The sequence below is a fragment of the Bradyrhizobium sp. Ses1 genome (genome assembly GCF_059512365.1).
Genome location: NZ_JCAMOQ010000055.1, coordinates 1 through 26,908, shown reverse-complemented (window position 1 = coordinate 26,908; position 26,908 = coordinate 1). Strand labels below are relative to the sequence as shown.

The following is a 26,908-nucleotide window of genomic DNA, read 5'->3' as shown; positions in this document are numbered from 1 at the left end:
TGCGATGAGGAACGTGCCATGACGGCTACCCTCTAGCGAGGCCGATCGACCTTAAAATTGCCGACGAGGGTAAAATGATAAAAAAAATATTCATCGCGTTTGTGACGATTGCTTCGTTCTCCGCGGCTCAGGCACAAACGACGCAGGAACAGCCTGGCGCTGATCTAATCGTTATCAACGCAAAGATCTTCACCGGCAATCCTGGGCAGCCCGAAGCTACGGCTTTGGCCGTCAAAAAAGGCCGCATCTATTCCGTCGGCTCTGATGTGGACATTCTTGGTCTGAAGAATTCCACGACCAAGGTGATTGATGCGCGCAGCCGAAGGCTCATCCCCGGCATAATCGATGCTCATACGCACGTACTCAACGACATGGCTTATAACTACAATGTACGGTGGGATGGCGTACCGACGCTGCGTGAGGCGTTGACGATGCTGAGCGAGCAGGCCGAACGCACGCCGGAGGGGCAATGGGTCAAAGTAATCGGAGGCTGGTCCCCATACCAATTCGAGGAGAACCGCTTTCCCACTTTGGACGAACTGCGCAAGGCCGTGCCCAATCGCCCGTTGATCGTGCAATATGCCTATAACCGCGCTTTCTTGAACACGCGGGCGATGGAGGCGCTTGGCATGGGCACCGATCGGTTCCCAAAGGTGCCGGACACAGAATTCGAAAAGGACAGCCGCGGCAACCCCACCGGTGTGGTCTTCGGCTACACTTGGTTGTTTCTCACCCTCGAGACCATGGTGCCGCAGCCCAAGTTCGACGAAGAAGTGAGTTCGTTGATCTATATCATTCGCGGTCTGAACCGGTTCGGCGTGACCTCGATCATCGATAACGGCGGCAGGTGGGCATACCCGACAGCCCAGGCAAGGGTAGACATGCTTGCACGGGACAACCGTCTTAACGTGCGCATGCCCTTTGTGGATTTGCAACTCGGCGACGGCGGGCCGGTAAACATGGTGGATCTGCAACTCGAAGCGATCACGAAAACAGCGCCGATAAGCACCGGGCAAAACCTGCACCCCACCCTGGCACATGGCCATGAATATCGAGGGGCTGGGGAAGTTCTGAACGGGGAAGTGCACGATCACGAAAACTTTGATCGTCCGGCGGTCATCATCGAGCCGGAGAAGATGCGGCGCTTCGTCGAGCAGGACGTGATGAAGCTGGTCCGGCGACGCATCCCGTTCCGCATGCACATCAGCTACAATGAGAACATCTCCCCCTTTCTCGACGCTCTGGAGAAAATAAACGAAGAGATTCCGTTCGATGGTCTGCGATGGAGCCTTGAACATGCTGAGACCATTAGCCCCGAGAACATCGAGCGGGTGAAAAAGCTGGGTGGCGGCATTGCCTTGGATCACAAGATGGCGCTGCACGGCGATGCTTTCATCAAAACCCATGGTCGCGAGAAGGCTTTGCAGACCCCGCGTCTGCGCAAGCTCGTGGACAGTGGCATTCCGCTGGCCATGAGCACCGACGCGTTCCGTGCAGCCACGTTCAACCCTTGGGTCGGGATTAGCTGGATGGTATCTGGAAAGTCTGTGTCCGGATCCGAAGTCCTTGCTAAGGACAACCGCCTTTCCCGCGCCGAGGCGCTTAAATTGTTCACCAGCGGCCCGGCGTGGTTCATGAATACAGAATCCGAAATGGGCTTAATAGCGCCGGGCAATCTCGCGGATTTCGTTATTCTCGACAGGGATTACTTTTCCGTACCGGAGGATCAGATCAAATCCGTCTCTTCTGTTCTAACTATCATGGACGGCAAGGTTGTGTTTGGTGCACAGGACTACAGCACTCTATCTCCAAAACTTCCTGCGATTCTTCCGAATTGGTCACCCGTTAAATACTTCGGTAGCTATTACGGGGACAAATGAATCCCGCGGGACTTCATCAGGCTGCGTGGCACTTCGGCCGAGATCAACTAGCATCTGCCGGTGCCCCGCAAGCTCGAAAGAGCGGAGATCATAGCGACTAAGGAGCGGCATCAGGCTTGGACGGCGTCACTGCATACCGGCGGTTTTATGTTCCGGTTGATTGACCGTGAAGACGACGTCGCCGATCTGAAGGGTCGGCACCCGTGTTTTTTCGATGTAAGGCGGCATGGCGCTTTGGTTTTCGAGACGAGGGATGTGAGCTTGGTCTGGTTCAGACGTCGCTTGGTTATAGTGTGAGTGCGCCACGTGTTCTGAGCCCGATCGCTAATCGACCTCGACCGGCCGATCGGGATTCAAAGGGTAAAAGAAAACGAGAGCCATAACGAATTTGATTTCATCGATAGGATCTAAAATGTCCCTCCAAAGACAATGTCGACATGTTGCAGCTGCATCTTTCCTCGTATTTGTGACTGCGCCGGCGAACGCGCAGTCGGCTCCGTTCTCCGGATTCGCGGGCTCGTGGTCCGGAAATGGGAGTATTTCCATGTCCGATGGTTCGAAGGAGCGGCTGCGCTGCTGTGCGACGTACCGTGTATCTCTCGACGGAGCGACACTACGGCAGACGCTTCGTTGCGCGAGCGACAGCTACAAGTTCGAGCTGAGCAGCGATGTAATTAGCGAGGGGGCGCCTGTCCGGCTCTTGGAGTGAGGCATCTCGTGGCATCAGCGGAAGCCTGCAAGGCAGTGCTCAAGGAAGCCGAATGACTGCAACCGTCGATGCGCCCGGGTTCAATGCTAACTTAGCGCTCACGACATCCGGAAACAGGCAGTCAATATCGATAACCTCCCAAGGCGACATCAGGAACGTTTCGGTTTCGATGACAAAGGGCTGATGCCGCTCGGAAAGAACTGCGTTCAGGGTCGAAAGACATCATTGACCGGAAAGGCCTGCACTGTGAACCGCGCTACAACCGATGTCCCTGTCTGCTGAGCGTGTCGTCGGATGCGCGGCGTCTCCGAAGGTGCATGTGTTCCTCCTTGCTTTCGAGAATTCTTTTCGGCACTGCTGAAGTAATACACGGCTTAGAATGTTGACAGCCGGCCTTGGAAGCGACGACGCATTCGAGTGGAATCATCGTGTCGCATTTCAGGTATTTAGAGCATGAACTTGCTGAGGAAATCGGCTTCCTCTTATGGCTGTATTGAACCTATTCGTTTTATAAGCCACATACCATCGGCTCGGGTCGAAGGGTCGGAAACGCCGCGTTGCCCCGAGCGGGATAGGCCCAGCGTCGTGCGAATTCGCACGCGCGAAGCTGGCCGTGCCGCCGTGGATTGAAGTGACGTTGCCATATTCGGAACGCAGCGTTCCTAAACGGCAGACTATCGGCCAGGATGCGACCTCGTTAGCTTATTTCAACTCTACGAGTGTTTGCCTTGGCTGCTGCTCATGTACGCACTTCGGACTCCGACAATAGAGTCGAATCGATTTAACGATCGTCCCCGTTCAGGCGCTCGGGCTACTGCCGTGGTGTGGTGACCGTTGCGTTTGGCCGACTTCGGTTCGGCGCAAACCTGCGACGGTAACGGGTTAGACTTTATTGGTGGCTTAGCTGACGCGCTGACGAACCGCGGGCATCACGACTATATGGGGGGAGCGGAATCGATGAGGTTCCGACGACGGTCGGCTCGCTATAACATGACAGCTTTGATCGTAATTTGCGCCATCACGCTTAGTGGCTGCGCGCGTCGGCCCGGGCCGTGGGTGCTCGCGCCCGTTCCGAGCGTCGGCGCTGCGAAACTTGTGAAAGTCTTTGTCGCGAGCACTCGTGCTGCGCAGCCTGAAGCGTCGGTACCTCTCGCCGAAGGTGGCGCTGCAACGCCGGCGTACTTCCGCTATGTGATCTCCATCCCTCCCACTCATAGGCCGACCGAGATTGAGTGGCCAACACACGCTCCTGACCCAGCTAGGCATTTTTCAGTCGTTTCGGCAGAGCGTCTCGATGAAGAGAGGTTCCTGGTCGAAATCGGGCAGGCTGCTGCTCGCGGTGATTCACTTGGCCGCGACGTCGGCATCTTCGTTCACGGTTACAACAATAGTTTTCAAGAGTCGCTGTTTCGGACGGCTCAGCTCGTTGCTGACTCGGATGCGGGTCGGTCCGCGGTTCTATTCTCCTGGCCGTCAAGGGCAGAACTCACCGGCTATATCGCCGACAAGGATGCGGTGACCCTCTCGCGTGACGCGCTCGCCCATCTTGTCACGCGGCTTGCGGCCGAGCGCGGGGTGAGGGGTGTCAAGCTCGTCGCGCATAGCATGGGGTCTTGGCTAACCATGGAAGTCGTTCGGCAAATTCGCATCGCGTCGGACGTTCGAACTATCGAGAAGCTCAACGATGTAACGCTCGCGGCGCCGGACATTGACACCGAGGTGTTCCTTCAGCAATTACGCGTCATTGGCCGCCTGCGCTCGCCCATCACAGTGCTTGTTTCCAAAGAAGACCAGGCTCTGTCGTTTTCCAGGTTTCTTGCGGGAGGGCAACTCCGGGCTGGGGCGGCGGACATCGACGACCCCCGCGTCATCTCAGGGGCAAGGACCGCGAATGTCCGCGTCGTCGATATATCCGGCCTTGCCACGTCGGCGGGAGCCGGCCATGACGGCTTCACGGCGTACTCTGCGATCTACGGCCGGCTTCAAACAAGCCGTGACGGGCTGATCGCTTCGGAGGTAGGTGCAGGGGTGTACGCCCTCGACGTAGCCGACAGGCTAAGGCCTTTGGACGCCCGGCTCGAGCATAGAGCCGCGGTCCCGTAGCGCTTCGAGCATGCACAGTCCGGAAACTTTGTCGGCGAAGCGGAAGCAGCGATCGTGGATCTTTAGTTCTTTAAGGCGCCGCGAGCGTGAACCCCGGCGCCATCCTGACCGCCGACGGTGGCGCAATCGCCTGGGACGCACTCAGCCCGTCCCTCCAAGGCTCGGCCTAACAGGGTCGGGCCTTAATACGGCGTCTCGCCGTCATAAACACCTTCTGCAATGTGACCGAACGCCATGCAGCGTTGGGTCCACAGTCGTCAGGGGATTAGAAGGACGCGGCCGAGGATCTTGTTGTCCTCGGCATGACGGTGAGCGGCGGCAGCCTGAGCTAATGGAAATCGCTTATCGATCGGCACGGTGAGCCTGCCTTGCGAGAGGTCAGCAAGCATCGTGTCGACAGTTCGACGTACTTCTGGACGTGACAGCACGGTTCCCATAAACACGCCAAGGATCGATTGATTGCGCTGCAGTGCTTGCCAGAGGTCAACCGTCAATGACCCCCCGCCCGCATTTCCTACGGACACCAGACTTCCTTCATCGCGGAGCGCTGCGAGAGAAGTCGCCAAGGTGGCGCCGACCGGATCGACCACCAGGTCGACGCCGCGATTGTTGGTGAGATCACGAACCACATCGGCGACGGATTCGCGGTTGTGGTCGATGACACTCGAGGCGCCGAGCTCGATCAGCCCCCTGGCACGATTCTCGCCGCTTGCGACGGCAATCACAGTCGCTCCGGCTTGATGGGCAAGCTGCACCGCTGCGATCCCGACGCCCCCTGCTGCACCTTGAACCAAGACAGTGCTTCCGCTTGAAAGCCGTCCTCGTGCAAACAGGCAATGGTGGGCCGTCCCAAAGCCAATCGGGATTGCTGCGGCTTCCGCAATGTCTGCGCGTGCAGGTAAAATCCAGGTCTGTTGCGCCGACACCGCGCGGAGTTGCGCGTGAGAACCACTCAGCCCCCAGGATGTGACCCGATCGCCAATCTTGCGATTCGTGACTTCGTTGCCGATCGCTACCACGGTCCCGGCTGCGGCATAACCGACAATGTATGCAGGATGCGCCGGCAGGGAACTGCGACGGTTGATCACGTCGCCGCCCTCAAGGGAAATAGCTTCCACGTGAATCAGGATGTCTCCAGAGCCAATCTCTGGATCCGGGGCGTCGGAATAACGAAGAACTTCTGGCGGCCCATTTTCGATCATACACTGCAGCTTTCATCGCTACTCCTTCTGCTTGAGGCGGATCGGGACAATTGCTGCTGCTTCGGAGCCTGATGGGCCGTGCAGCGCCTATACCACAACAACTGCCACCGCACATTTTGCTACGCTAGTGTTGACGGGCGCCCGTCTGTGTCGCAGAAGGTGGAACGCAACTGACTTTCGTGTATTGCCGGGAGGCATATCCATCTCCGATGACTCTCGTTCACGCTCAGCGCTGATCCGCCAGTAATGCTCGTGCTGACCGTGCTTCGTGAGCCGCGCCGCTTCAACGCGATCAAGCGCCGCTGGACGGCATTACCCAGCGCGTACTGACCCAGACGCTGCGGAAACTCGAGCGCAACGGTATGGTGAAACGCACGGTTATCGACGGTCCTGGCCTCGGCGTCGAGTGTGCACTCACCCCACTCGGCCGCTCGCTCCAGAGACCGTTCGCGCACCATTGGACGGTCGATCACATGGATGACAAAGTTGACCAACAACGGATGTATGATCTGATGGAGTGAGGCCTAAAATACATATGAGTTTTATAGAACTCTTTAATTGTTTGACATTGGTTCGGAACGCCCGCCTATTGGCCAACCACGCGGAATTGGTTTCTGCGCGCGTGATTTTATCTCACGTTCCGGCGTTTGGCTCGCATGCACATGCTCCACAGCATCTTCTTATCGACAGCTGGCGCCTCGCCTTTCAGCTCGTCTGTCTGTGTCCCTCCGCGCACCGACCGAAAATATACGTCTGACCGCGCCCGCTTTGGTTGCGCGGCAATCGTGGCAGCGCTACAGGCGCACTGTTGCGCCGCCGGTTACGTCCGGGGCCACCACATCGGAAGACTGATCGAGAACCACTCGGACTTTTTGGTTCACTGGTTGGCGCTGAACGGCATCGGCGCATCGATCATGCCGATCAATCCCGCGTACCGCGCCTCGAGCACATGATCCGCTGCGCCGACATAAACATATCGGCTGCGGAAGTCGAAAGCGTCGACAACCTGGCTCTTTCGGCAGTTGCGGCCAAGCCGTATTTAGTTTCTGCGCGAGCGCATTGGCCTACGGCAAACTGCCGGCGTGGATCGCCTATATCGATGCGCCGCCGATGACACTAACACAAGATCCAGAAGCACGCGCTCCGAGCAGCCAGGATCCGGCCTCATGGCCGAAAATTTTCGATTTGCGCTCCACAACAAAAAAAAGCCAAACAGGCCTGAACGACACCTGGGAGGAAACCATGAAGAACATCCTGAACTTATTTACCCTCGTCTGCGTCGCAACGCTGATCACGACATCGGCGCATGCACAAATATCGGACGACAGCGTCAAGATCGGCGTGCTGACTGATCTGAGTGGCGTTTACGCCGATGCCGCCGGTCCGTTGTCGGTAGAAGCCGTTCGGATGGCGATCGCGGATTTCGGCGACAAGGTCGCCGGCAAGCCGATCGTCATGGTGGATGCCGACCACCAGAACAAGGCGGACGTCGGTGCTGCCATCGCGCGGCGCTGGTACGAAAATGAAAAGGTTGACGTCATCGTCGACCTCGTCAACTCGGCCGTGGCCTTTGCCGTGCTGGAACTAGCCAAGCAGAAAAACAAGGCTATTTTGGTTGCTTCCGCAGGTTCGTCGGATCTTACCGGCAAAGCCTGTTCGCCAAATTCGGTACAATGGATCTATAACACCTACGCACTCGCCAATAGCACGGCGCGGGCGCTCGTCATGGAGGGCGCCAAGAGTTGGTATTTCTTGACCGTCGATTACGCTTTCGGACATGCGTTGCGCAATGATGCGGCCAGGACGGTGGAAAGACTCGGCGGCGCTATCGCCGGTGAAGTTCGCTATCCCCTCAACAGTATGGACTTCTCGTCCTATATCCTGCAGGCGCAAAACTCCAAGGCCGACGTCGTCGCGTTCGCCAACACTGGCGGCGACCTCGCAAACTCGATCCGGCAGGCTCAGGAATTCGGACTCACCAAAGGCAAGCAGCGCCTGGCGGTGTTCTTGATGCAGAGCAGCGATATCCACGCTATTGGATTGCAGGCAGCGCAAGGGCTGCTGGTGACAACCGGCTTCTATTGGGATCTCGACGACCAAACGCGGGCCTTCGCCAAGAAGTTCATGGACAAGACCGGCAAGCGACCGAATATGGTTCATGCCGGGCTTTACTCAGCGGTGACCAATTATCTCAAGGCCATCGAAAAGTCCGGCACTGACGACGGCCCGAAGGTGATCGCGCAATTGAAGTCGATGCCTATCGAGGATTTCTTCGCCCGCAACGCGTCGCTGCGCGAAGACGGCCAGTTGATCCATGACATGTATCTGGTGCAGGCCAAGTCGCCCGCCGAATCGAAGGGGGCATGGGACTACGAAAAGCTGGTTCAGGTGATCCCCGGCAAAGATGCTTTTGTGACGCCGGAAGAAAGCGCCTGCCCGCTGTTCAAGAAGTAACGCACTTGCGCGTGAGATAGCCCAGATGACAGATATGAACGACGCCACGCCGTATATCTGGACGCCGCCATCGGAACTGGCGGCGGCAAGCAATTTGACGGCGTTTCTGCGTGCCACCGGACAAAGCGATTATGACGAACTCGCGTTACGAGCCGAAGCCGATCCCGCATGGCTGATGCAGGAAGTCTTCAAGTTCTGCGATGTGAGATTTTACCGCAACTACGACCAGATGCTGGATGTTTCCAGCGGTCAGGCGTGGGCGCGCTGGTGCGTCGGCGGCACCACCAATATCGTGCTAAATTGCCTCGACAAGCATCGCGACACCGCGGTGTGGGACCAGACTTTCCTCGTCTGGGAAGGCGAAGACAAGCGTGAACGCCGCTCGCTGAGCTACCGTGAATTCGACCGCGAAGTCGGGCGGTTGGCGCAGGGGCTCCACGATATCGGAATCGGACGCGGCGACGTGGTCGCAATCTACATGCCGAACCTGCCGGAGACGTTCGTCGCGTTCTTTGCCATCCTGAAACTCGGCGCGATCGTCATGCCGCTGTTCTCCGGGTTCGGCCATGCGCCGATTCAAACCCGCTTGAATCATGGAGAAGCAAAGGCCGTCATCACCGCTGACGGCACATGGCGGCGCGGCGCTCCGGGGCCGCTCAAATCTGTGCTCGACATCGCCCTGGAGGCCTCGCCGACCGTAAAAAACGTGATCGTCGCGCGTCGCAGCAGTCTTGCGATCGACACGCCAATGCGGAAGGACCGGGACCTCTGGTGGGATGATGCCGTCGCCGGCAAGGGCGCCATGATTGAAACTGCCGAGATGCAGGCGGAAGACCCGGCGATCCTGCTCTACACCTCAGGTACGTCAGGCGAACCGAAGGGATGCGTTTGGAACCATATCGGGTTCATCGGCTCGATGGTGACCCGCGATATGATCATCTGCAGCGACTTCAAATCGACGGATCGGTTTTTCTTTTTCAGCGATATAGGCTGGATGGTCGGCTCGATGTGCGCCTGCGTCCCGAGTTTCGCCGGTGGCAGCTTGCTGGTAGTCGAAGGTACTCCGGACTATCCGGATGCGGGACGGTTCTGGCGATTGATCGCCGAGCATCGGGTGACCTACCTTGGTGTGTCGCCGACGATCGTGCGCAGTTTGATGCGTTACGGGCTCGAAGTCGAATCCTACGATCTTTCCAGCCTGCGGATGACGGCCTCCGGCGGCGAAGCGTGGACCACAGCGCCTTGGCTGTGGTTCTTCGAGCACGTTTGCAAGAAGAAGATCCCGATCATCAACATGTCAGGCGGCACCGAAGTCGGTGGCTGCATCTTCACGGGAACACCCAATCACCCGATGAACCCGGGCTCTTTCGCGCGACCCGCGCTAGGCGTGGGCGCCGACATCGTCGATTTGACGGGGCGGCGCGTTCCCGATGGGACGGTCGGCGAACTGGTTCTGCGGCATTCCTCGATTGGACTGACCAAGAGCCTGTGGAGGGCCGATGCGCGCTATATCGAAAGCTACTGGAGCACACTGCCCGGATTGTGGGTTCACGGCGATTTCGCGATGCGTGGCCGGGACGGACTCTACTACATTCTCGGCCGCTCCGACGACACCATCAAGGTCGCCGGCAAGCGCACCGGGCCGTCGGAACTCGAAGGCATTCTGATCGCGACCGGCAAGCTTGCGGAAGCCGCCGTGTTCGGCATTCCGCATCCGGTCAAGGGCTCGGCCATCGTGTGTGCCTGCGTGCCGATGCTGGGCGTCGTGGGCGATCGCAGCCTCGAAAACCAACTGTCGTCGGCCATCGTCGCAGAAATGGGCGCATCTTATCGCCCCGAAATGATTCTGTTCGTCGATGATCTGCCACGCACCCGCAATTTGAAGATCATGCGCCGCGTGTTGCGTGCCGTGTTCGAGGACAAGGATCCCGGCGACCTCTCAGCGTTGGCTAATCCCGAGGCTGTCGACCGGCTGCGCGAAAAATTGGCCGCCATGTGAACCGCCGCGGACTGTTTCGAACAGATGTTGGGATTGGGATTTGATCGCATACTGCAAGCGTTCAGTCACACGCCATATCAAGCGGCGCAAACGACAAGAAATCGCCTTTGGGAATCGACCAAGGGTGACTGACGAACTCGCACGGTCTTCCTCTATTGAAGATTGGGCGGCATCGCCTTCCGAAATCGACCTCAATAGGAACCGTTGGCCATGAAGAACAATCGCAATCGTCAGGTCATTCTGAAATCCCGGCCGGCCGATATTCCGCAGGCCGACGATTTCGAGATCATCGAGACTGACGTTCCCGATCTGCTCGACGGACAGATCCTGATACAAAACGTTTTTCTTTCAGTCGAACCCGCTATGCGCGGCTGGGTCAGTAACGTCGCCAATTATTCGGAGCCCGTGCGCATCGGCGAAGTGATGCGCTCATTCGCCGCCGGCGAAGTGCTACAGTCAGGACATCCCGACTTCAAGCCGGGCGACAAGGTGATGGGCATGTTCGGGTGGCAGGAATTCGCGGTCGTCGGACCTGCCGCTGTCACGCGAAAGATCCGGGAAGACGACCTGCCGCTTTCGCTCTCGCTCGGCGTCACCGGTCTCAACGGGATAACCGCCTATTTCGGGCTGCTGGACATCGGCCAGCCGCGCCCTGGCGATACGGTAGTGGTGTCGACCGCGGCCGGAGCGGTGGGGTCGGCGGTTGGCCAAATCGCGAAGCTTTCGGGTTGCCAAACGGTCGGCATCGCCGGCGGACCGGCGAAGGTCGCCCAGTGCCGTGAGCTGTTCGGCTATGACGAGGCGTACGATTACAAGAGCGACGATCTGGACTCCGCGCTCGGCAAGGCTTGCCCGCGGGGGATCGATCTCTATTTCGACAATACCGGTGGCGTCATCAGCGACATCGTACTTGGGCGTCTTGCCGTCGGCGCGCGCGTGGTGATTTGCGGAACTGCTTCGTTCTCGACTTGGGATCCTTGGCCAAACGGTCCGCGCGTCGAGCGTCACTTGCTGGTCAAGCGCGCACGCATGCAGGGTTTCGTCATCTTCGACTACGCACCTCGGTACGAAGAGGCCGTTTCTCGTCTAGCACAATGGGTTCGCGATGGACGGTTGCGCTATTCCGAAGACATACAGAACGGCATCGAACACGCGCCGGGCGCGATCGCCGGACTCTACCGAGGCGAGAATACCGGCAAGCGGCTCATCAAGATCCGCTGAAGACGGTTTCGCAACTCTTCAAGAGCTTCGACTGCAAGCCGGCTTCACGCTCATGCGAAATTCGCAGGGCGACGTTCTGCCGTTGTCCTGACGCCCTCCTTGAAATCCTCGGTCTGCCGAAGCACGATTGCTCCGTCAACTCATAGTCGGTCGCCGTGGCCACCCGTTCGGCAAGGCCGGTGCGCATGGTGGTCCCGCGTCGAGATAAGCGCGACCGCGCGCATTCAGCGATCTGGTCGGCCAGATCGCGGCCGACCTTACGGCGCACAACGCTTTGCCGTGCGCTGCGAGAACGACGGCACGACCATTGTCATCGGCATCCAGCCGCTCCAGAGCGTCGGCGATCTGCTGGATCAACGATAAGTCGAAGAAATTCAGCGGCGGCCGGCGAACTTCGATGAGCGCGACGTGTCCTGCGAGGGATTCAACATGGTATTACTCGCAGCGGCCATGAGCGGCTCCTCAGAATTCTGATGTCAGCGTAGCCCGAGCCCGCGCGCGATGATTCCGCGCAGAACCTCAGTGGTGCCGCCCTGAATCGTGAGCTTGGGGGCAATCTTGAGGTTGAAGGCGAGGCACTCATCAAGGGTAGCGAGGTTGCTGGCTTCGGGATCGACGAAGGCGGCGAGATCGCGCACCGTGTGTGGCAACCGCTGCTCCCAAATCGTTCCCATGTCCTTGACGATGGCTGCTTCGACCACCGGCTCCCTACCGGCTTCGAGCATTCCGGCGACAGAGACCGACATGCGCCGTAGCGTGTGGAGTTGCGCCACCAGTCGCCCCAGACCTTCCGCCGCGCGGATATCAGGATCCGGTCCGAGCGAGCGAACCAGTTCGGTCAGAACCGCGTAGGTTTCGAGAAAGCGTTCAGGCCCGCTGCGCTCGTAGGCGAGTTCGCTGGTTGCCTGCTTCCAGGCGCCGTCGATCTCACCAAGCAGGTTGCCTTCAGGAACGAACGCATTCTGAAACACCACTTCGTTGAACTCGCGCTGCCCAGACATCTGGCGAATGACGTTGCAGGTAATGCCTGGCGTTTTCATATCCACCAGGAACGACGTCAGGCCATGCCGCCTGTTTTCCTTGGTGGGCGCCGAGGTCCGGAATAGGCCGATCATGTAGTCGGACACGTTGGCGTTGCTGGTCCAGATCTTGGTGCCGTTGATCAGCCAGCCGCCATCGGTCTTGGTGGCCTTGGATTTGGCCGCAAACAGGTCCGATCCCGAACCGGGCTCGCTCATGCCGATACAGAAGCTGGCCTCGCCGCGGATGATCCGGGGCAGGATGGACTGCTTGATTTGCTCTGATGCGTAGCGGATCAGCGTCGGGCCGCTCTGCCGGTCAGCGACGAAGAACGGACGAACCGGCGCGTTGGCTACGCACATCTCTTCGGTCACCACGTAGCGCTCCAGAAAGCTGCGTTCCTGACCGCCGTATCTCTTCGGCCAGGTCATCCCGATCCAGCCGCGCTGGCCGACGCGCCGGCTAAACGCCTTGGCGCCTTCTCCTTCGGCGCTTCCCGATCTCAGGGGATCAAAGGTCCCGGCCGAAACCTCGTCTGCAAGGAATGCGCGGACTTCGCGACGCAACTCCTGGCAATGCTCCGGCAGCCGGATGGGATCGAATCGCAATGCTGTTGTCATGGTCTTGGCGCCTAAATCCGGTCAACGCGATGCGATCAGCGGCCACAGTTCATCGGCGCCGCGCCTGCCGATCCACCAGCCGAGTTCGGAGGACCAGTAGCTCTCGCTTCCAAAATCATCCCGCCACGCCAGAGCGCGCAATGTCAGGCGATGCAGTACATGCTCGGCCGTGAAGCCGATGGCGCCGTGTACCTGATGCGCGATCGACGCGCCCTTGTCGGCGGCCTCGCCGCAGCGAATCTTTGCCGATGCCACCTCAAGCAAGATGCCGTCCGTATCGCGCGGATCCGCGCTCATCGCATCGGCCGCAGAAGTCGCCGCAGTGACCGCGGCGGCGACCTCGCCACCTAGTCGCGCGAGATTATGCTGCACCGCTTGATATTTTGAGATGGTTCGCTCGAAGGCAACGCGTTCCGTCGAATAACGCACGGACAACTCCAGCATCGCCTCCAGCGCCCCGCTGATCTGTTGGCTGCGCACGGCGCTGCCCATCAAGAAAAGGGAGGTCGGATCGAACCCGTTTGGCGCAGTCGCAATAGCGACCGGCAGCACGCCAGCAACAGAAACAGTATCCGCCGCGTCGCCTGCAAGGTTCTCGAAGCGATCAATGCGGCACAGCGAGGCATCCACCAAAGCGATCCTGACTCCTGCAGCGCTCTTGGCGAGAACGGCAAAATGAGCGGCATCGCGCGCGAACGGGATGCGCCTCGCCTGTCCGGTCAATCGTCCCTCGGCGTCCAGTCCGATCAGTTCACGCGGGCCGCCGGGCAACACCGTCATCATTCCCTCCGGCGCGACGATTCCGCCCTGCGACAACAGCCACCCCGCAAGCATGGTCTCCGCCAGCGGCACCGCAAGAGCTGACCTTCCGGCTGCGCGCAGCACGGCAAAGCCGTCGATCAGGCTCGCGCCTGAACCGCCGTGCTGCTCTAACACCCACGCCAACGGCAGACCGGCCTCGGCAAGGGCGCGCCACAACGGCGCCTTCCACGCATCGCCCTGAGCGTGCGCAACTTCTTGCAGATCCGCCAGGTCGGCGAAGATCCGCTCGGCGGTGGAAACGACGATATTGTCTTCATCTGACATGGAGGCTCCTGACTTGGACGGAACGTAACTCGAGCGGGACAACGGCCTATTCGGTTTGGGCATTCCGATCGTCCGCTCGATTCTAGGCTTGCGATCTCCTCTGGCGACAGCTTGAGCATGCCGGCAAGATCGATCGAGAAATCCACCGAAAGCAGAATGGCGAATACCTTTGCACACCCGCGAAAATCGCCGATTGCGACACAATCAATCGCTCAAGTGAAACTTGATCGCATCACGCATCACGGCCGCAAATGCCTTCTCTTGCGAGACAAGCGCGTCGGTCAGGCCAGCAACGCAAATGGCGAGAGGCTCGCTGGATTCAGCTACTCGCGGGAGAGCCATAGCCACCACGCCGGCGCCTGGCGTCACCAGACTAAGCGACAATGCATGGCCCTGCTTTCGCACCTTGCCGAGCTCGACCAGCAACGCCTTGATATCGACCTGCTTCTCGGGATGCATTTCATAGGAGTTGAGCAGCTTGACCAGACGGCGGACCTCCTTGTTGGAATACTTAGACAGCAGCGCATAGCCCAATCCGGACTTTGCCAGCGGGCGAAGCGTTCCGGAGCGCACATGCAAGCGCATGGGAACCTTGGACTGGATGACGTGGATATATTGCGCGGCCAGACCGTTGCGCAGGCCGACCATGACGGTCTCCCCGGTCTTTGCCGACAAATCCTCCATCAGGTTGATCAAGCGCCCACGGCGGAACAGAACGGGGCTGAGCCAGTGGCCCAGCATCGAGATCCGCGCCGTCGGGACGTAGGTTCGGCGGCCGGCGTCATAATGCAGATAGCCAAGCGCGGTCATCGTCCGCATCAGAGCGGACGTGCTCGACTGCGGAAAATGCAACGCGGCAGCCACGTCAATAACCGATGCGGCGGACTGATGCTCCTCGAAAAACTCAAGAACCTCGAACACGCGCTTCGCTGACTTGACCGTGCTGTCGATCTTCTGATCTGGCGGCACTAGACTCTGCGTAACCTTGGGAATGTCGCGACGCAATTCAGGTGTCAAACCGCGCGTGGGCGCCCGTGTGGCAGGCTCATTCCTTTTCACGATCGCCATCTCCGTTACTTGCCCTGCTGTCAAACCCGACTCTTGAGCCACCAGCTACCATACTGGTCGGGGCGGCCGGCCCACTCGGGATCGCAACCCAGTTGAAAGCGCCGCCTGCACCGGCCAGCGACCTTCTCGGCCAAGCGCAATCATGGTCGCCTTTCCGTCTCGCAGTGTGGATTCGACGTATTCGGGTTCACGAATGAGGCCTACGGCAATCGATGGACTTTCCTCCTCGCACAGGATGCGTGCGGCGTTGGCCACATTGAAGCCCGACGCTCGCCAGACCATAGAGCGGCCCCGCAGCAGCTTCATGTCGCCGGACGAGCAATCGATCCGATCGATGCCGATTTTCTCAAGCTCGATTGCGAATGCTAAGGAGTCCTGGATCCGCCAGCCAATATCGACGCCATCGACCGACGATATCCGCACCAGCGCTGGGAGATGATATGGCCAAGACATTCCACACGATACCCGTTCGCAAATAATGGCGTCAAATTAGAAAAGCGTTCTCAAGAAACTCATATGCAGTTTGAGGCGACATTTTGGGTGAATACCCATTGACGCCGTCAGAAATTCGCAGCATCGGTGCGTTCCCTGACGTGATGAGACGCTCGGCGTTAGCGGTGGTTGTTCAAAGCAAACGGAGAGAGCCAGATGAACGACGAGACGTTGGCGGCCGGCCTCGAGAATCGATACGCCAAGTACGCGCGGCTTCAGTTCGACTGGCCGCAGCCGCGCGTCCTACGGGTTACCATGTCGAACGGCAAGGTGAACTCCGCCGATGAGAAAATGCACGGCGAGCTCGGCATGATCTGGCGGGATATCGACAGCGATCCGGGCGTCTCGGCCGTTATCCTGACCGGTGCGGGCAATGCCTTCTCGGCGGGCGGCGATTTCGCGATGATGGAGCGCATCATCGAAGATCATGACACGCGGATCCGTAACTGGAAGGAAGCCCGAGACATCGTCTACAACGTCATCAACTGCTCCAAGCCCATCGTGAGTGCAATCAGGGGGCCGGCGGTCGGTGCCGGCCTCGCTTGCGGCTTGCTGGCAGACGTCTCCATCGCCACCAAGACGGCGCGCATCATTGACGGGCATACGAAGCTAGGCTTGGCAGCGGGTGATCATGCGGCGATTGTGTGGCCGCTGTTGTGCGGAATGGCGAAGGCAAAATACTATCTGTTGCTGTGCGATCAGCTTTTAGGCGAAGAGGCGGAGCGGATCGGTGTCGTATCGATGTGCTGCGAGGACGCTGAACTGGACGCAAAAGCGATCGAAGTTGCCGGCCGTCTTGCTGCAGGACCGCCGAGTGCCATTCGCTGGACGAAATACGCGCTCAACAATTGGCTCCGGCAGGCCGGGCCGACATTCGATGCTTCGTTGGCGCTTGAATTCATGGGATTTACAGGACCGGAAGTGAAGGAAGGCCTTGCGGCTCTCGTGGAAAAGAGACCGCCGGCATTTCAACCGGACTGTCCGCTCTAAGAAGACAAGGACTATCGCGTTCTGTCGCTCCCCCTGAGCCTATGCCCATTTCATTAAATGCACCGGCGTCATCAAGAACGACGTCGGCGCGGTGGTCGAGCTGCGCTGTACCTAGGATTGCGCGACCCGCGGCGGCAACGCGCCGGGCGGACGCAAGGTCAAGGCCACCATGCATTGGCTGCTGGCGGCCCAGTCGCACCTGGCCGAAATCCGCGTTTACAATCGGTGTTCGCCAAGCCGAGCCCCGAGCCGGCAATTTTGCCCCCGACATCAATCCGCAGTCAATGGAAGTGCTGTCCGACGCGCGGATCGAGGCCAGCGTGGTCGAAAGCAATTCGAACGAGGTGATGAAGTTCGAGCGGAAGGGCTATTTCGTGCGCAACAGGCAATCGACATCGCAAAAGCTGGTGTTCAACCGTACTGTCGGCCTACGCGACACCTTTGCCAAGGAATACGCCAGGGGCTGAAGCCCGTTCAAAACGATTGGATATTCGATGCCACATGCTGCCGACGACATCGCATCCGACATCATCGCGAAATGGGCCGCGGCTTTCAGCAGACTGGACGCCGACGCGCTTTCCTCGCTTTATTCGAAGCACGCGCTGTTCTTCGGCTCGAACCCGAAACTGTATCGCGGGAGAGACGGTGTTGCGGCCTACTTCAAGGGATTGCCGCGGTGGCGGACATCTACCGTTCAATTCAGCGACGTCGTCTTCGAACAGGTCGGCCCCGATCTGGTCAATGTCGCCGGCACGGCGTCGTTTGACGTTGATCAAGGTGCGATAAAACTATCGCTCAAGATCACCTGGGTGATCGCCCGCGAGGACGGCGACTGGAAAATCGTCAGCCATCACGTCTCGTCGAAGGCGCCCTTGATTTAACAAGTGCAGGGCCATCATGGAGGGAGCGCTTGACAGAAATGCTGCGCTCGCACGTGAATCGCGCGATATCCCAATTGCCCTTGCCCCCGTGGAGTCGCCCGCCGAAGAGCAGGTGAGGAGTTTAGGGCGGGCCCTGCTGAATTTCGTGCTGGCTGTGGTCTGACCGCCATTGACGATTTGCAGCCCTCTCACCGACTTGATGCCGAACTGACCGTTCCCATGATCCTCTACTTCCATCGCATCAACAGTTGCAACGATGCCGTTGTTATGGGCGAGGAAGCGATGAGGGAGTTCGCGGATGGTGGTCCTGAGGCCGGCGTTGACGCTCTTGCGACCGCGAAGCCCGAGAAACGCTCGCACATTCAATTCAAGCAGCCGGGTACCATATTTCTCGTAGACATCAGCGAGCAGCGCGCCCGGAATAGAAGCGAGATATGCCTCATAGTCCGCACTTCCCGAGGATGCTTTAAGACAAGGGAGGGGGCCGCCGAAGCCAAGTCCACCCCGGCCCGTCATCGCCGGACTCGGCAGTAGGAAAGGCGACAGGCTTCGCCGAAGGCGCAGAGGCGACAACGACGTCACCGGTAGCCGGGGCGGCCGCGCAAGCACAGCAAGCGGCGGACACCACGGCCAAGACGGTGTCGCGCGGTGCCTCTTCGGTGCTCTGGCTCTTCTGCTTGGTGCTCTGGCAGCGTTTTTTGCAGGCCAGGTCAGTGCGGTAACGCCGACGGTGACGCGTGGACCAGTACGGTCATTCACTTGAAATATGTGGAGAAGACTGTCTAGCCCACATTGGAAGGCGGCCACCGGTCAGGCCGGAAGTACCCACCAGTCCTAGCCGGGCGGGAAATCAGGGCTGCTGCTCGCCCCGCCAATTGCGGTCCTTGAGTTCCGGAACAAGTCCGCGCCTTGCGAGACTGCTTTCTCTTGACCAGCTTCTAGTTCATTTGCCGACCGCAAGGCCCAGCGGCTTGCCGCACGGGCCTGTCGGGTGCACTTTCGCGCTCATGGGCACCAAGTCACGAGAAGCATCTTCGGCCAACAGTCGCGCCGCAAGCACCGGGGGGCTCATTTCCGGCGATGGCTTTGGGCAGGACGTCGCACTGCTCGTCCAAATCCGAATGCGGTTTTTGGCTTTTCACGACCTGTTCCAGCTCAAGCGCCGCGATAGCAAGCTCATCACCTAAATGCTTAAACAGCTCGCGTTGACGTGGATCGGTCGCCGACATGCCGAGGTCGGCACAGTGCTTCGCATCAGCTCGAAGTTGGTGCCACTTTCCGGTGAGGTCCTTCATGGCTCATGTCCTCGGTTTGGCGTCGTTCTTGGCGATTGAGCGCGATGGCGCACTGCAGAGCCTTCGCCCAGCGGCCGTGTCCGACACCTTTTTTCGAAGAGCAAGCAGCTGAGCCCTTTCCTGTTCCAGCCTATCCACCACGATAATCACGATTTGAAAGTCCTCTTTAGAACCGCCTTCGATCGAAAAACCCATGCACGCCTCCACTCGGGAAAAAGTAGCATCACCTCATCCGAGCAGCGAGTCCACTTACCTGTGTTAAGCCGAAGCGAGATTTATTCTCCTTTCGGACATAGACAGTCTTTCTGAGCAAAATCCGATGAGTCGGTTCCCTCGGCTTGAATGCCCGCAAATCGAGCCGGCGAGATTGATAGATCGTCGTACCAGCGACGCGGCGGACCGCTACCGCCATCCAGTCCCGCAACAGTCCCTTGTCCTTTTTGGAAAACGCCCCCGGCGTCTAAGATAGTCGAGCCTGTCATCGGGATGGCAACGCTCAAAATCCTCTCGGATCAGCGACTCCACGTAAATCCGTTCCTCCTCATTGATTGGGGAAGACCGGAATAGAAACCGGTTGGCATCGCTGACCTCCGATATTCGATTTCGGCTTAATTTGCTGTTTCAATTATCCTTCCGTGCTGTGGATGGTATTTCTGATCCGTATCCGCTGGTGGGGCCGAACGGGCGGCGAGCGTCGACAGCCGTCCGTTGGACGCGGCGTGCTCTCGGAGCATCTTTTGGTAGAGCCTCACGTAATCCGTTGACATACGGGCGGCGGAGAAGCGCTCCTCGAAGCGCGCACGGATCGCCTTGCGATCGAGGGCCAGCAGGCCCGGAATGGCGCGCACCGCCTCCTCCACGTCAGACACGATCCGGCCGGTCAGTCCGTCCTCGACGATCTCAGGGACCGACCCATGGCGGAAGGCAAGCACCGGAGTACCACATGCCATGGCTTCGATCATCACCAGACCGAACGGTTCGGGCCAGTCGATCGGGAACAGCAATGCGGCAGCCTGGCCGAGAAAGTCGTTCTTTGTGTTTTCGTTGATCTCGCCGACAAATCCCACTCCGCCTCCTTGCAGCATCGGTGCGATAACGTCGCGGAAATAGCTGTCGTCTGCTTTATCAACCTTTGCCGCGATTTTGAGTGGAAGGCCGATCGCTCGGGCAATCGCGATAGCACGATCGGGCCGTTTCTCCGGTGAGATGCGCCCAAGAAATGCGAGATAGCCGCCTTTCGGTTCGAAATTAGGCGTCAGTAGATCGAGCGGCAGGCCATGATGAACTGTCGCGACAAAGTTTGCGTTTGGCAGCGGCATGCGCTGCGCATTTGAAATCGATACCAGCGGCATGTCCGCGAACCGCCGGTAGAAAGGCATATGGTCGGCGAGGTCCTGCCTGCCGTGAAGGGTGGTTAGCGTGCGAGCACGCTCCGGGCGAAACTGCGGAAAGTGCAGGTAGTCGATATGGAAGTGGAGGAGGTCGAAGTCGTCGGCGCGCTCTCTCACCTTGTCGAGCATGATCATGTGGTGGGGTACAGCGTCGCGGACGCCCGGCTCGAGGCGTAGGGCGCGCGGCGTGCAGGGTACAAGTTCGGCAGAGGTGATGGAATCTTCGCTGGCGAACAGTGTCACCTGGTGTCCCTGCCGAACCAACTCCTCCGTCAGGTATGAGACGACCCGCTCCGTTCCTCCATAGAGCCGCGGCGGCACGCTCTCGTACAGCGGGGCAATCTGAGCAATCCTCATTTTTCAGTCCGTCCTTCGTTACTCTGAGCCGGCGTTGCCTGAGGCCCTCATGTGTTCACGAGCTTGGCCGCACATCGCCAGAGGTGCAGCGGCCGCGGATGTCTACTGAGACTCCGATGATTCAGTGACATTGCTTTGACTTCTGAGTTGAGCAAGCTCCTCCGCCAGTCTGTGCTCGACCAACCGCCGCTCGTTTTCCGTCAAATGCGTTGCGAGCAATCGGCGATACCGCCGCACATTGGCCGCACTGCTCCACCGTGACTTCGCCGAGATAGCGATGCGGGGCTGGCGATTTCTCGCTGCTTGCTGCGCTTGTGCGGTGAATCTTACCGCAGCGGCGCCGCCCCTTTTCTCCTCTTCGTCGAGCTGCCGCAACGCAGCGAGGATATCCTCAAGATGCATGGGAGCAGCAAGCCCGGGGATCTTGCGAAGGGCTGGGCAGGAATCGACGGTGTACAGGTCCGAAGCCCAGGAGGAGAGAATGACCCGTTTCTCAGGAGGCGACAGCACCTCATCATTCAGGACATCGGCTGGCGAACTATAGTGAGATACAGGATGAAATGGGGCATCTACACTGCCCGTCAAACGATCAGGCCTGCTCATGTCTTGCTCTCCTCTTGCTCCTTTCTGCAGGTTGGTGGCGGACGGCGGCGCGGGCGCCGCCGTCCTGGGCACGTCAGTTGCTGGTGTTGATGGCGATCCGTTTGACGCCCTGGCTGGCTTGCTCGGTTTTCGGCAGGCTCACCGTGAGGACGCCATTGCGGAAGTTGGCTTCGGCCTTGTCTTCCTGGACGCCATCGAGCGGGATACGACGCGCAAACGAGCCATAGTAGCGTTCGCTGTAGCGCCCGCCATTGTCGTGTTCGGCCTTTTTCTCGCCGCGGATCGACAGGACGCCGTTTGCGATTTCGACCTGGACGTCCTTTTCGCTCAGTCCCGGAAGCTCGGCGGAAATCGTCACGGCCTTGTCGGTTTCGCTGAGCTCGATGCGCGGCCAGCCAAACTGGCCTTCGATCAGCGGGGACCCGGGCCGGCCGACGCTGCCGATGCTGCCAAACCCGCGGAAGACGTCGTCGAAAAGTCGATTCATCTCACGGTGAAACGTCAGAAACGGATCGTAAGCCTCGCCCGTCGTGAGCTGCTGGTTCTTGTTCCACGGAATTAGATCGCGCATTGTCATGTTGGACTCCTCTCTGTCAAATACGCCGGGTGGCGCGGATGCCGCACCATGCGCACCAATGTCGTTGGACACGGATGGCGTCAGGCCGCCTGCTTGTGGGTGATCTGCTCGGTGCCGCCGATCGGAATGCGGCGGGGCTTCATCGTCTCGGGCAGCTCGCGGACGAGCTCGATCCGCAGCAGTCCGTTGTCGAACGCTGCCGTCTTCACCCGCACATAATCGGCAAGATTGAACTGCCGCTTGAAACCCTTGGTCGGGATGCCGCGATAGAAATAATCGCGTTTCGCCTCGTCGGCCTTGCGGCCCTCGACGGTGAGCACGTTCTGCTCGGCCGTGATCGCGATCTCGTCCGGGCTGAAACCGGCGAGCGCAAGCGTGATCTGATAGTGATCTTCGCCCAGCCGTTCGATGTTGTAGGGTGGATAGTGTTCCTCGACGGTCCGTTGCGTCTCGTCGAGCAGGTCGAAGATGCGATCGAACCCGACGGTCGACCGCCACAGGGGAGTGAAATCGACGTTCCTCATAGCCAAGTCCTCCTAAGAGCAAGATGGATACGAAGGAGCGCAGGACACCGGTCCGGCGCCGAGTTCAGTCCGCCGGACCCGATCTGGCATCCGGCGCCGCAGCCTTGCGGCAAAACAGAACTACGAAAAACAACTATGGTTTCAAGGGCGCCTCCCGAAATTTTTGCTGCTCCCAGCTTGGGCGGCCAGATGCTCCAGCTCAGCCTCGGCCTCGCTGGCGAGACGAATCAACCGGCGGCGCTCCTCAGCGGATAGGCCGCTTCCCTTCAGCAAGCTATGGCAATGCGCGATCACCCGCCGGTCGCTCTCGATCAGGAACGCGCGCGCGGCGTCGGGCAGGTGTGAATCGGAGCGCTCGGAAATCTGCTGACGGTGTGCCAATTCGAACATGGTTGCCCTCAGTAGCAGCAGGCGCGACCCATGCAGCGCGGATCGCGCCACGTGCGGACTCAGCTCACTCTCGGCAAGCTGCGCTCATGTTCGGATGGAAGTTGAAAGGAGCCTGGCTGAATATTGTCCGGCAACAGCAGGATATCGGTCTTGAAAAGCGGGGACCGCGGTTTCCAGCTCATCCAGCGGACCGACTCCAGATAGGAAATGGCTGGCAGCGGCAGAAGGTGGCCCGCGCTGTCGAGCGCCAACCTTGGCGTACTATCCATCCCCCAGGCGCTAACGGGCACGAGCATCATCGCCATGGCAAAAGCGGCTGCGACGGTTCTGCGGACGCCGCGTCCTGATGTCTTGGGCCAAGCCGAGCTGGATGCGTAGTTTCGGGTCATCTCATCCTCCTGTCGTTGGAAAACTGATCCATGCGATCGTGAGAAGGCTGAGGGCGAACATGAGCCAATGCATTGCCGTCGCCCCAACCTTGCGCGATCGATCCTGAATGCGAGTGCTCATCTGAGGCTCCCTGGCGCTTGTGAGCTTCCTTTCTCGTCGCGGTTGGCGGAGAGCCCGGCCGTTTCCGGCCGGGCGCGTGCTTGATTAGAAATCCGTCGGCGGCGTTGCCGCGGCCGGTTCGGACTTCTTGGGCTTATCGGCGACCAGTGCTTCCGTGGTGATCAGCAGAGCCGCGACGGAGGCCGCGTCCTGTAAGGCGGTGCGAACGACCTTGGCGGGATCGATCACGCCGGCCTTCACCATGTCCTGGTACTCGCCAGTGGCCGCGTTGAATCCCCAATTGTAGTCGGAGTTCTCGAGCAGCTTGCCGACGACGAGCGAGCCGTCCTCGCCGGCGTTCTGGACGATCTGCCGCGCCGGCACCTGGATGGCGCGGCGCACGATATCGACGCCGGCCTTCTGGTCGGCATTGGCGGTCTTTAAGCCATCGAGCGCTTTCAGCGCACGCAGCAGCGCCACGCCGCCGCCCGGCAGAATGCCTTCCTCGACCGCAGCGCGAGTCGCATGCATGGCATCGTCGACCCGGTCCTTCTTCTCCTTGACCTCGACTTCGGTCGCACCACCAACACGGATTACGGCGACGCCGCCGGCGAGCTTGGCCAGCCGCTCCTGCAGCTTCTCGCGATCGTAATCGGAGGTGGTCTCCTCGATCTGCGACTTGATCTGGGTGACACGAGCTTCGATGTCCTTCTTGGGCCCGGCGCCGTCGACCACGGTCGTATTCTCCTTGTCGATCACGACCTTCTTGGCGCGCCCGAGCATCTTCAGCGTGACATTCTCGAGCTTGATGCCGAGATCTTCCGAAATCACGGTGCCGCCGGTGAGGATTGCAATATCCTCCAGCATGGCCTTGCGGCGATCGCCGAAGCCTGGCGCCTTCACCGCCGCGACCTTGAGGCCGCCGCGCAGTCGATTGACCACGAGCGCGGCAAGCGCTTCGCCCTCGACATCCTCGGCCACGATCAGCAGCGGCTTGCCAGACTGCACCACCGCTTCGAGCAGCGGCAGCATGGTCTGTAGACCGGACAGCTTCTTCTCATGGATCAGAATGTAGGGATCCTCGAGTTCGACCCGCATCTTTTCGGTGTTGGTGACGAAGTAGGGCGAGACAAAGCCGCGGTCGAACTGCATGCCCTCGACCACCTCCAGCTCGGTGTGGAGGCTCTTGGCTTCCTCGACGGTGATGACGCCCTCATTGCCGACCTTCTGCATCGCATCGGCAAGGAAGCGGCCGATCTCCGTATCGCCATTGGCCGAAATGGTGCCGATCTGGGCAATCTCCTCGTTGGAGGTGACCTTCTTGGCGTGGGACTTGAGGTCATTGACAATGGCGTCGACCGCAAGATCGATGCCGCGCTTGAGGTCCATCGGGTTCATGCCAGCGGCAACGGATTTCGCGCCTTCCTTGACGATGGCCTGGGCCAGCACGGTCGCAGTCGTGGTGCCGTCGCCGGCGAGGTCGTTGGTCTTGGAGGCGACTTCGCGCACCATCTGTGCGCCCATGTTCTCGAACTTGTCTTCCAGTTCGATTTCCTTGGCGACGGTGACGCCGTCCTTGGTGATGCGCGGTGCGCCGAAGGATTTCTCGATCACGACGTTGCGTCCCTTGGGACCGAGGGTGACCTTCACGGCGTTGGCCAGCGTGTCCACGCCCCGCAGCATCCGCTCGCGGGCTTCCGTGGAGAATTTCACGTCCTTGGCAGCCATTTGCCTGCTCCTTTCTCCTAATGACTGTCAGCTCTTGCAATTTGCTCAGGCGGCCTTCTTGAGCGAGCCGGTCTTGTCGACCACGCCCAGAAGATCGCTCTCCTTCATGATCAGGTAGTCCTCGCCGTCGATCTTCACCTCTGTGCCGGACCACTTGCCGAACAGCACGCGGTCTCCCGGCCTGACGTCGATCGGGGTCAACTGGCCCTGCTCATTCCTCGCGCCAGGCCCCGCGGCGACGATCTCGCCCTCCTGCGGCTTTTCCTTCGCGGTGTCGGGAATGATGATGCCGCCAGCGGTCTTCTCTTCGGCATCGATGCGGCGCACGAGCACGCGGTCGTGCAATGGACGGAAATGCATGCACATCCTCCTTGTCAGGTCAGCGATGTCATAAAGCCGGGTCCGGGACCGGCCCCGGGCGGAAAACGACCTAGGAAGCGGAAAAAAGTCCGTCAAGGGTCCCTAAATAAATTTTTGTCACTCCGGGCGGCCGAGTGCCAGGCCGCCTCTTGAACGGCCATTTTCACTCAACCAGCTAACCGACGCGGCGGCCGCTAGAGGCCGAAAGACAGATTCTGGGGGAGATTTCATGCGAGTTTTGCGTTTGCTCGGATGGCTGGGCGTCATCTCCGGGTTGTGGTGGGCGCTGTCGGCAGCGCCGGCCACCGCCCAGATTCCGGACCTCAATACAGGCCGCGTGCCGACGCTTGCGCCGCTCGTGCGGGAAGTGACGCCGGCGGTCGTCAACATTTCGGTACAGGGGCGGGTGCGCGAGGACAATCCGCTTTACCAGGATCCGCTGTTCCGCGAGTTCTTCAACGTCCCGAAGCAACTGGAGAAGGAAGTCAGCGCGACCGGTTCGGGCGTGATCGTCGACGCCCAGCGCGGTTATGTGCTGACGGCGAACCATGTCGTCGCCAATGCCACCGCAGTGCAGATCAGGACCAAGGACGGCCGCAAGTTCGCCGGTCGGGTTGTGGGCCGCGATCCGCCCACCGATATCGCACTGCTGCAGATCAGGGAGCCTGCCGGGCTCAAGGCTATTGCACTCGGCGACAGCGACGCGCTTCAGGTCGGTGACTTCGTGATCGCGGTCGGCAATCCGTTCGGCCTCGGCCAGACCGTCACCTCGGGCCTCGTCAGCGCGCTCGGGCGCACCGGGCTCGGCAAGCACGGCTATGAGGATTTCATCCAGACCGATGCGGCAATCAATCCCGGCAATTCTGGAGGGCGGGCTGATCAACTTGCGAGGTCAGCTGGTCGGCATCAATACGGCGATTATCTCGCCGGGCGGCGGCAATGTTGGCATTGGCTTTGCGGTGCCGATCAACATGGCGCGCGAGGTAATGAACCAGCTTGCGGCGACCGGACGAGTCGAGCGCGGGCGCATCGGCATTGCGCTGGAGGACATGGAAGCGCCGGCCACGGGCGCGACGCAGGGCGCCCGCATCAAGGAAGTCAGTCCCGGCTCTCCGGCGGAGCGCGCGGGGCTGCGCCGCGGCGACGTCGTCCTCAAGGCCAACGACATTCCCGTCCGCAGCGCGACGCAGATGCGCAACCTGATCGGGCTGACGCCGGTCGGCCGGCAGGTGCGGCTGACGATCGAGCGCGACCGCATGACCGAAAGTGCCACGGTGGAGGTTGTTCCGCTGAGCGATCAAAGGGCGCGGGTGCGAGGGCCCGGGTGAGCGATGTCCGCTTGTGGCCATAGCTGAAGACCGCATTAGGGATTGTTACGTCGGCATCGTAATGCCGCTTGTGTGAAGGGTTTCGGATGCCGGCCGCATGAGGGAGGTCGCCGCGTGCTCGGCGGCCGGCGTCCGAAAGCC

The 26,908-nt window shown here is 59.9% G+C and carries 24 protein-coding genes and 4 pseudogenes; 11 read left to right on the top strand and 17 right to left on the bottom strand.

The annotated features are described in order from the left end of the window. Window positions 1–74 precede the first annotated feature (74 nt). From AC5ZG5_RS38185 to AC5ZG5_RS38175, 3 genes and pseudogenes are all read left to right on the top strand, one after another. Window positions 75–1,880, top strand: coding sequence for an amidohydrolase (locus AC5ZG5_RS38185; RefSeq protein WP_130225437.1), 1,806 nt, complete (start codon window positions 75–77; stop codon window positions 1,878–1,880). A gap of 412 nt (window positions 1,881–2,292) precedes the next feature. Continuing rightward, window positions 2,293–2,773, top strand: a pseudogene (locus tag AC5ZG5_RS38180) (hypothetical protein). 911 nt (window positions 2,774–3,684) lie between these two features. After that, on the top strand, window positions 3,685–4,692 hold the full coding sequence (locus AC5ZG5_RS38175; RefSeq protein WP_496138719.1) for an alpha/beta hydrolase: 1,008 nt from the start codon (window positions 3,685–3,687) through the stop codon (window positions 4,690–4,692). Window positions 4,693–4,949: 257 nt separating this feature from the next. Here AC5ZG5_RS38175 and AC5ZG5_RS38170 read toward each other — a convergent pair whose 3' ends face one another. Then, window positions 4,950–5,894 carry a quinone oxidoreductase family protein gene (locus AC5ZG5_RS38170; RefSeq protein WP_456645998.1) on the bottom strand — a complete coding sequence of 315 codons (945 nt, stop codon included), beginning with the start codon at window positions 5,892–5,894 and terminating at the stop codon, window positions 4,950–4,952. 362 nt (window positions 5,895–6,256) lie between these two features. Between AC5ZG5_RS38170 and AC5ZG5_RS38165 the strand changes: the two genes are divergently transcribed. From AC5ZG5_RS38165 to AC5ZG5_RS38150, 4 genes are all read left to right on the top strand, one after another. Then, on the top strand, window positions 6,257–6,415 hold the full coding sequence (locus AC5ZG5_RS38165; protein ID WP_456645999.1) for a hypothetical protein: 159 nt from the start codon (window positions 6,257–6,259) through the stop codon (window positions 6,413–6,415). A gap of 721 nt (window positions 6,416–7,136) precedes the next feature. Next, entirely contained in the window at window positions 7,137–8,348 is a 1,212-nt protein-coding gene (locus AC5ZG5_RS38160; RefSeq protein ID WP_456646021.1) for an ABC transporter substrate-binding protein, read from the top strand. Window positions 8,349–8,373: 25 nt separating this feature from the next. After that, complete coding sequence (locus AC5ZG5_RS38155; protein WP_456646000.1) at window positions 8,374–10,347, top strand: AMP-binding protein; 1,974 nt, start codon at window positions 8,374–8,376, stop codon at window positions 10,345–10,347. A gap of 210 nt (window positions 10,348–10,557) precedes the next feature. Beyond that, entirely contained in the window at window positions 10,558–11,568 is a 1,011-nt protein-coding gene (locus tag AC5ZG5_RS38150; RefSeq protein ID WP_456646001.1) for an NADP-dependent oxidoreductase, read from the top strand. Window positions 11,569–11,829: 261 nt separating this feature from the next. Here the strand turns inward: AC5ZG5_RS38150 and AC5ZG5_RS38145 are convergent. The 5 genes and pseudogenes from AC5ZG5_RS38145 to AC5ZG5_RS38125 all read right to left on the bottom strand — a co-directional run. Then, a pseudogene (locus tag AC5ZG5_RS38145) lies at window positions 11,830–11,967 on the bottom strand (enoyl-CoA hydratase/isomerase family protein); the annotation flags it as partial. 77 nt (window positions 11,968–12,044) lie between these two features. Further along, the gene (locus tag AC5ZG5_RS38140) at window positions 12,045–13,208 is read right to left on the bottom strand and encodes an acyl-CoA dehydrogenase family protein (protein ID WP_456646002.1); all 1,164 of its coding nucleotides are present in this window, start codon (window positions 13,206–13,208) and stop codon (window positions 12,045–12,047) included. 21 nt (window positions 13,209–13,229) lie between these two features. After that, the gene (locus AC5ZG5_RS38135) at window positions 13,230–14,294 is read right to left on the bottom strand and encodes an acyl-CoA dehydrogenase family protein (protein ID WP_456646003.1); all 1,065 of its coding nucleotides are present in this window, start codon (window positions 14,292–14,294) and stop codon (window positions 13,230–13,232) included. A gap of 204 nt (window positions 14,295–14,498) precedes the next feature. Continuing rightward, a complete protein-coding gene (locus AC5ZG5_RS38130; RefSeq protein ID WP_456646004.1) occupies window positions 14,499–15,362 on the bottom strand; it encodes an IclR family transcriptional regulator in 864 nt (287 codons plus the stop codon). Between the two features lie 45 nt (window positions 15,363–15,407). Next, entirely contained in the window at window positions 15,408–15,785 is a 378-nt protein-coding gene (locus AC5ZG5_RS38125; RefSeq protein ID WP_130225430.1) for a beta/alpha barrel domain-containing protein, read from the bottom strand. Window positions 15,786–16,010: 225 nt separating this feature from the next. Here AC5ZG5_RS38125 and AC5ZG5_RS38120 point away from each other — a divergent pair, with 225 nt between their 5' ends. The 3 genes and pseudogenes from AC5ZG5_RS38120 (at window position 16,011) to AC5ZG5_RS38110 (ending at window position 17,725) form a co-directional block, all read left to right on the top strand. Then, on the top strand, window positions 16,011–16,844 hold the full coding sequence (locus tag AC5ZG5_RS38120; protein WP_456646005.1) for an enoyl-CoA hydratase/isomerase family protein: 834 nt from the start codon (window positions 16,011–16,013) through the stop codon (window positions 16,842–16,844). A gap of 40 nt (window positions 16,845–16,884) precedes the next feature. Then, window positions 16,885–17,311, top strand: a pseudogene (locus AC5ZG5_RS38115) (glutamine--tRNA ligase); the annotation flags it as partial. 27 nt (window positions 17,312–17,338) lie between these two features. Further along, window positions 17,339–17,725, top strand: a complete 387-nt coding sequence (locus AC5ZG5_RS38110) for a YybH family protein (protein ID WP_456646006.1) — start codon at window positions 17,339–17,341, stop codon at window positions 17,723–17,725. Here AC5ZG5_RS38110 and AC5ZG5_RS38105 read toward each other — a convergent pair. The 11 genes from AC5ZG5_RS38105 to groES all read right to left on the bottom strand — a co-directional run bounded on the left by AC5ZG5_RS38105 (window position 17,633) and on the right by groES (window position 25,439). Continuing rightward, a complete protein-coding gene (locus tag AC5ZG5_RS38105; protein WP_456646007.1) occupies window positions 17,633–18,241 on the bottom strand; it encodes an AIPR family protein in 609 nt (202 codons plus the stop codon). The two genes, AC5ZG5_RS38110 and AC5ZG5_RS38105, sit on opposite strands and share 93 nt — an antisense overlap. 503 nt (window positions 18,242–18,744) lie before the next feature. After that, on the bottom strand, window positions 18,745–19,020 hold the full coding sequence (locus tag AC5ZG5_RS38100; RefSeq protein ID WP_456646008.1) for a hypothetical protein: 276 nt from the start codon (window positions 19,018–19,020) through the stop codon (window positions 18,745–18,747). Between the two features lie 3 nt (window positions 19,021–19,023). After that, on the bottom strand, window positions 19,024–19,215 hold the full coding sequence (locus AC5ZG5_RS38095; protein ID WP_456646009.1) for a hypothetical protein: 192 nt from the start codon (window positions 19,213–19,215) through the stop codon (window positions 19,024–19,026). 413 nt (window positions 19,216–19,628) lie between these two features. Beyond that, window positions 19,629–20,768, bottom strand: a complete 1,140-nt coding sequence (locus tag AC5ZG5_RS38090) for a glycosyltransferase family 4 protein (RefSeq protein WP_456646010.1) — start codon at window positions 20,766–20,768, stop codon at window positions 19,629–19,631. A gap of 102 nt (window positions 20,769–20,870) precedes the next feature. Continuing rightward, window positions 20,871–21,371, bottom strand: a complete 501-nt coding sequence (locus AC5ZG5_RS38085; RefSeq protein WP_456646011.1) for a hypothetical protein — start codon at window positions 21,369–21,371, stop codon at window positions 20,871–20,873. 73 nt (window positions 21,372–21,444) lie between these two features. After that, window positions 21,445–21,948, bottom strand: a complete 504-nt coding sequence (locus AC5ZG5_RS38080) for an Hsp20/alpha crystallin family protein (RefSeq protein ID WP_456646012.1) — start codon at window positions 21,946–21,948, stop codon at window positions 21,445–21,447. A gap of 80 nt (window positions 21,949–22,028) precedes the next feature. Further along, the gene (locus AC5ZG5_RS38075) at window positions 22,029–22,472 is read right to left on the bottom strand and encodes an Hsp20 family protein (protein WP_456646013.1); all 444 of its coding nucleotides are present in this window, start codon (window positions 22,470–22,472) and stop codon (window positions 22,029–22,031) included. A gap of 141 nt (window positions 22,473–22,613) precedes the next feature. Beyond that, entirely contained in the window at window positions 22,614–22,862 is a 249-nt protein-coding gene (locus tag AC5ZG5_RS38070) for a hypothetical protein (RefSeq protein ID WP_456646014.1), read from the bottom strand. Window positions 22,863–22,921: 59 nt separating this feature from the next. Next, window positions 22,922–23,251: a hypothetical protein gene (locus tag AC5ZG5_RS38065; RefSeq protein WP_456646015.1), complete on the bottom strand. Its 330-nt coding sequence runs from the start codon at window positions 23,249–23,251 to the stop codon at window positions 22,922–22,924. 205 nt (window positions 23,252–23,456) lie between these two features. Next, entirely contained in the window at window positions 23,457–25,079 is a 1,623-nt protein-coding gene (gene groL, locus AC5ZG5_RS38060; RefSeq protein ID WP_456646016.1) for a chaperonin GroEL, read from the bottom strand. A gap of 45 nt (window positions 25,080–25,124) precedes the next feature. Beyond that, window positions 25,125–25,439, bottom strand: coding sequence for a co-chaperone GroES (gene groES / locus AC5ZG5_RS38055; RefSeq protein WP_456646017.1), 315 nt, complete (start codon window positions 25,437–25,439; stop codon window positions 25,125–25,127). A 229-nt stretch (window positions 25,440–25,668) separates the two neighbouring features. Here groES and AC5ZG5_RS38050 point away from each other — a divergent pair. Further along, window positions 25,669–26,767, top strand: a pseudogene (locus tag AC5ZG5_RS38050) (trypsin-like peptidase domain-containing protein). The last annotated feature ends 141 nt before the right edge of the window (window positions 26,768–26,908 follow it).

Excerpts from the sequence above, each read along its gene's own strand:
- AC5ZG5_RS38185 (WP_130225437.1), top strand. The coding sequence starts at position 75 with ATGATAAAAAAAATATTCATCGCGTTTGTGACGATTGCTTCGTTCTCC.
- AC5ZG5_RS38170 (WP_456645998.1), bottom strand. The coding sequence starts at position 5,894 with ATGATCGAAAATGGGCCGCCAGAAGTTCTTCGTTATTCCGACGCCCCG.
- AC5ZG5_RS38165 (WP_456645999.1), top strand. The coding sequence starts at position 6,257 with ATGGTGAAACGCACGGTTATCGACGGTCCTGGCCTCGGCGTCGAGTGT.
- AC5ZG5_RS38160 (WP_456646021.1), top strand. The coding sequence starts at position 7,137 with ATGAAGAACATCCTGAACTTATTTACCCTCGTCTGCGTCGCAACGCTG.
- AC5ZG5_RS38155 (WP_456646000.1), top strand. The coding sequence starts at position 8,374 with ATGACAGATATGAACGACGCCACGCCGTATATCTGGACGCCGCCATCG.
- AC5ZG5_RS38150 (WP_456646001.1), top strand. The coding sequence starts at position 10,558 with ATGAAGAACAATCGCAATCGTCAGGTCATTCTGAAATCCCGGCCGGCC.
- AC5ZG5_RS38140 (WP_456646002.1), bottom strand. The coding sequence starts at position 13,208 with ATGACAACAGCATTGCGATTCGATCCCATCCGGCTGCCGGAGCATTGC.
- AC5ZG5_RS38135 (WP_456646003.1), bottom strand. The coding sequence starts at position 14,294 with ATGTCAGATGAAGACAATATCGTCGTTTCCACCGCCGAGCGGATCTTC.
- AC5ZG5_RS38130 (WP_456646004.1), bottom strand. The coding sequence starts at position 15,362 with ATGGCGATCGTGAAAAGGAATGAGCCTGCCACACGGGCGCCCACGCGC.
- AC5ZG5_RS38120 (WP_456646005.1), top strand. The coding sequence starts at position 16,011 with ATGAACGACGAGACGTTGGCGGCCGGCCTCGAGAATCGATACGCCAAG.
- AC5ZG5_RS38110 (WP_456646006.1), top strand. The coding sequence starts at position 17,339 with ATGCCACATGCTGCCGACGACATCGCATCCGACATCATCGCGAAATGG.
- AC5ZG5_RS38105 (WP_456646007.1), bottom strand. The coding sequence starts at position 18,241 with ATGACGGGCCGGGGTGGACTTGGCTTCGGCGGCCCCCTCCCTTGTCTT.
- AC5ZG5_RS38100 (WP_456646008.1), bottom strand. The coding sequence starts at position 19,020 with ATGAAGGACCTCACCGGAAAGTGGCACCAACTTCGAGCTGATGCGAAG.
- AC5ZG5_RS38095 (WP_456646009.1), bottom strand. The coding sequence starts at position 19,215 with ATGGGTTTTTCGATCGAAGGCGGTTCTAAAGAGGACTTTCAAATCGTG.
- AC5ZG5_RS38090 (WP_456646010.1), bottom strand. The coding sequence starts at position 20,768 with ATGAGGATTGCTCAGATTGCCCCGCTGTACGAGAGCGTGCCGCCGCGG.
- AC5ZG5_RS38085 (WP_456646011.1), bottom strand. The coding sequence starts at position 21,371 with ATGAGCAGGCCTGATCGTTTGACGGGCAGTGTAGATGCCCCATTTCAT.
- AC5ZG5_RS38080 (WP_456646012.1), bottom strand. The coding sequence starts at position 21,948 with ATGACAATGCGCGATCTAATTCCGTGGAACAAGAACCAGCAGCTCACG.
- AC5ZG5_RS38075 (WP_456646013.1), bottom strand. The coding sequence starts at position 22,472 with ATGAGGAACGTCGATTTCACTCCCCTGTGGCGGTCGACCGTCGGGTTC.
- AC5ZG5_RS38070 (WP_456646014.1), bottom strand. The coding sequence starts at position 22,862 with ATGTTCGAATTGGCACACCGTCAGCAGATTTCCGAGCGCTCCGATTCA.
- AC5ZG5_RS38065 (WP_456646015.1), bottom strand. The coding sequence starts at position 23,251 with ATGACCCGAAACTACGCATCCAGCTCGGCTTGGCCCAAGACATCAGGA.
- groL (WP_456646016.1), bottom strand. The coding sequence starts at position 25,079 with ATGGCTGCCAAGGACGTGAAATTCTCCACGGAAGCCCGCGAGCGGATG.
- groES (WP_456646017.1), bottom strand. The coding sequence starts at position 25,439 with ATGCATTTCCGTCCATTGCACGACCGCGTGCTCGTGCGCCGCATCGAT.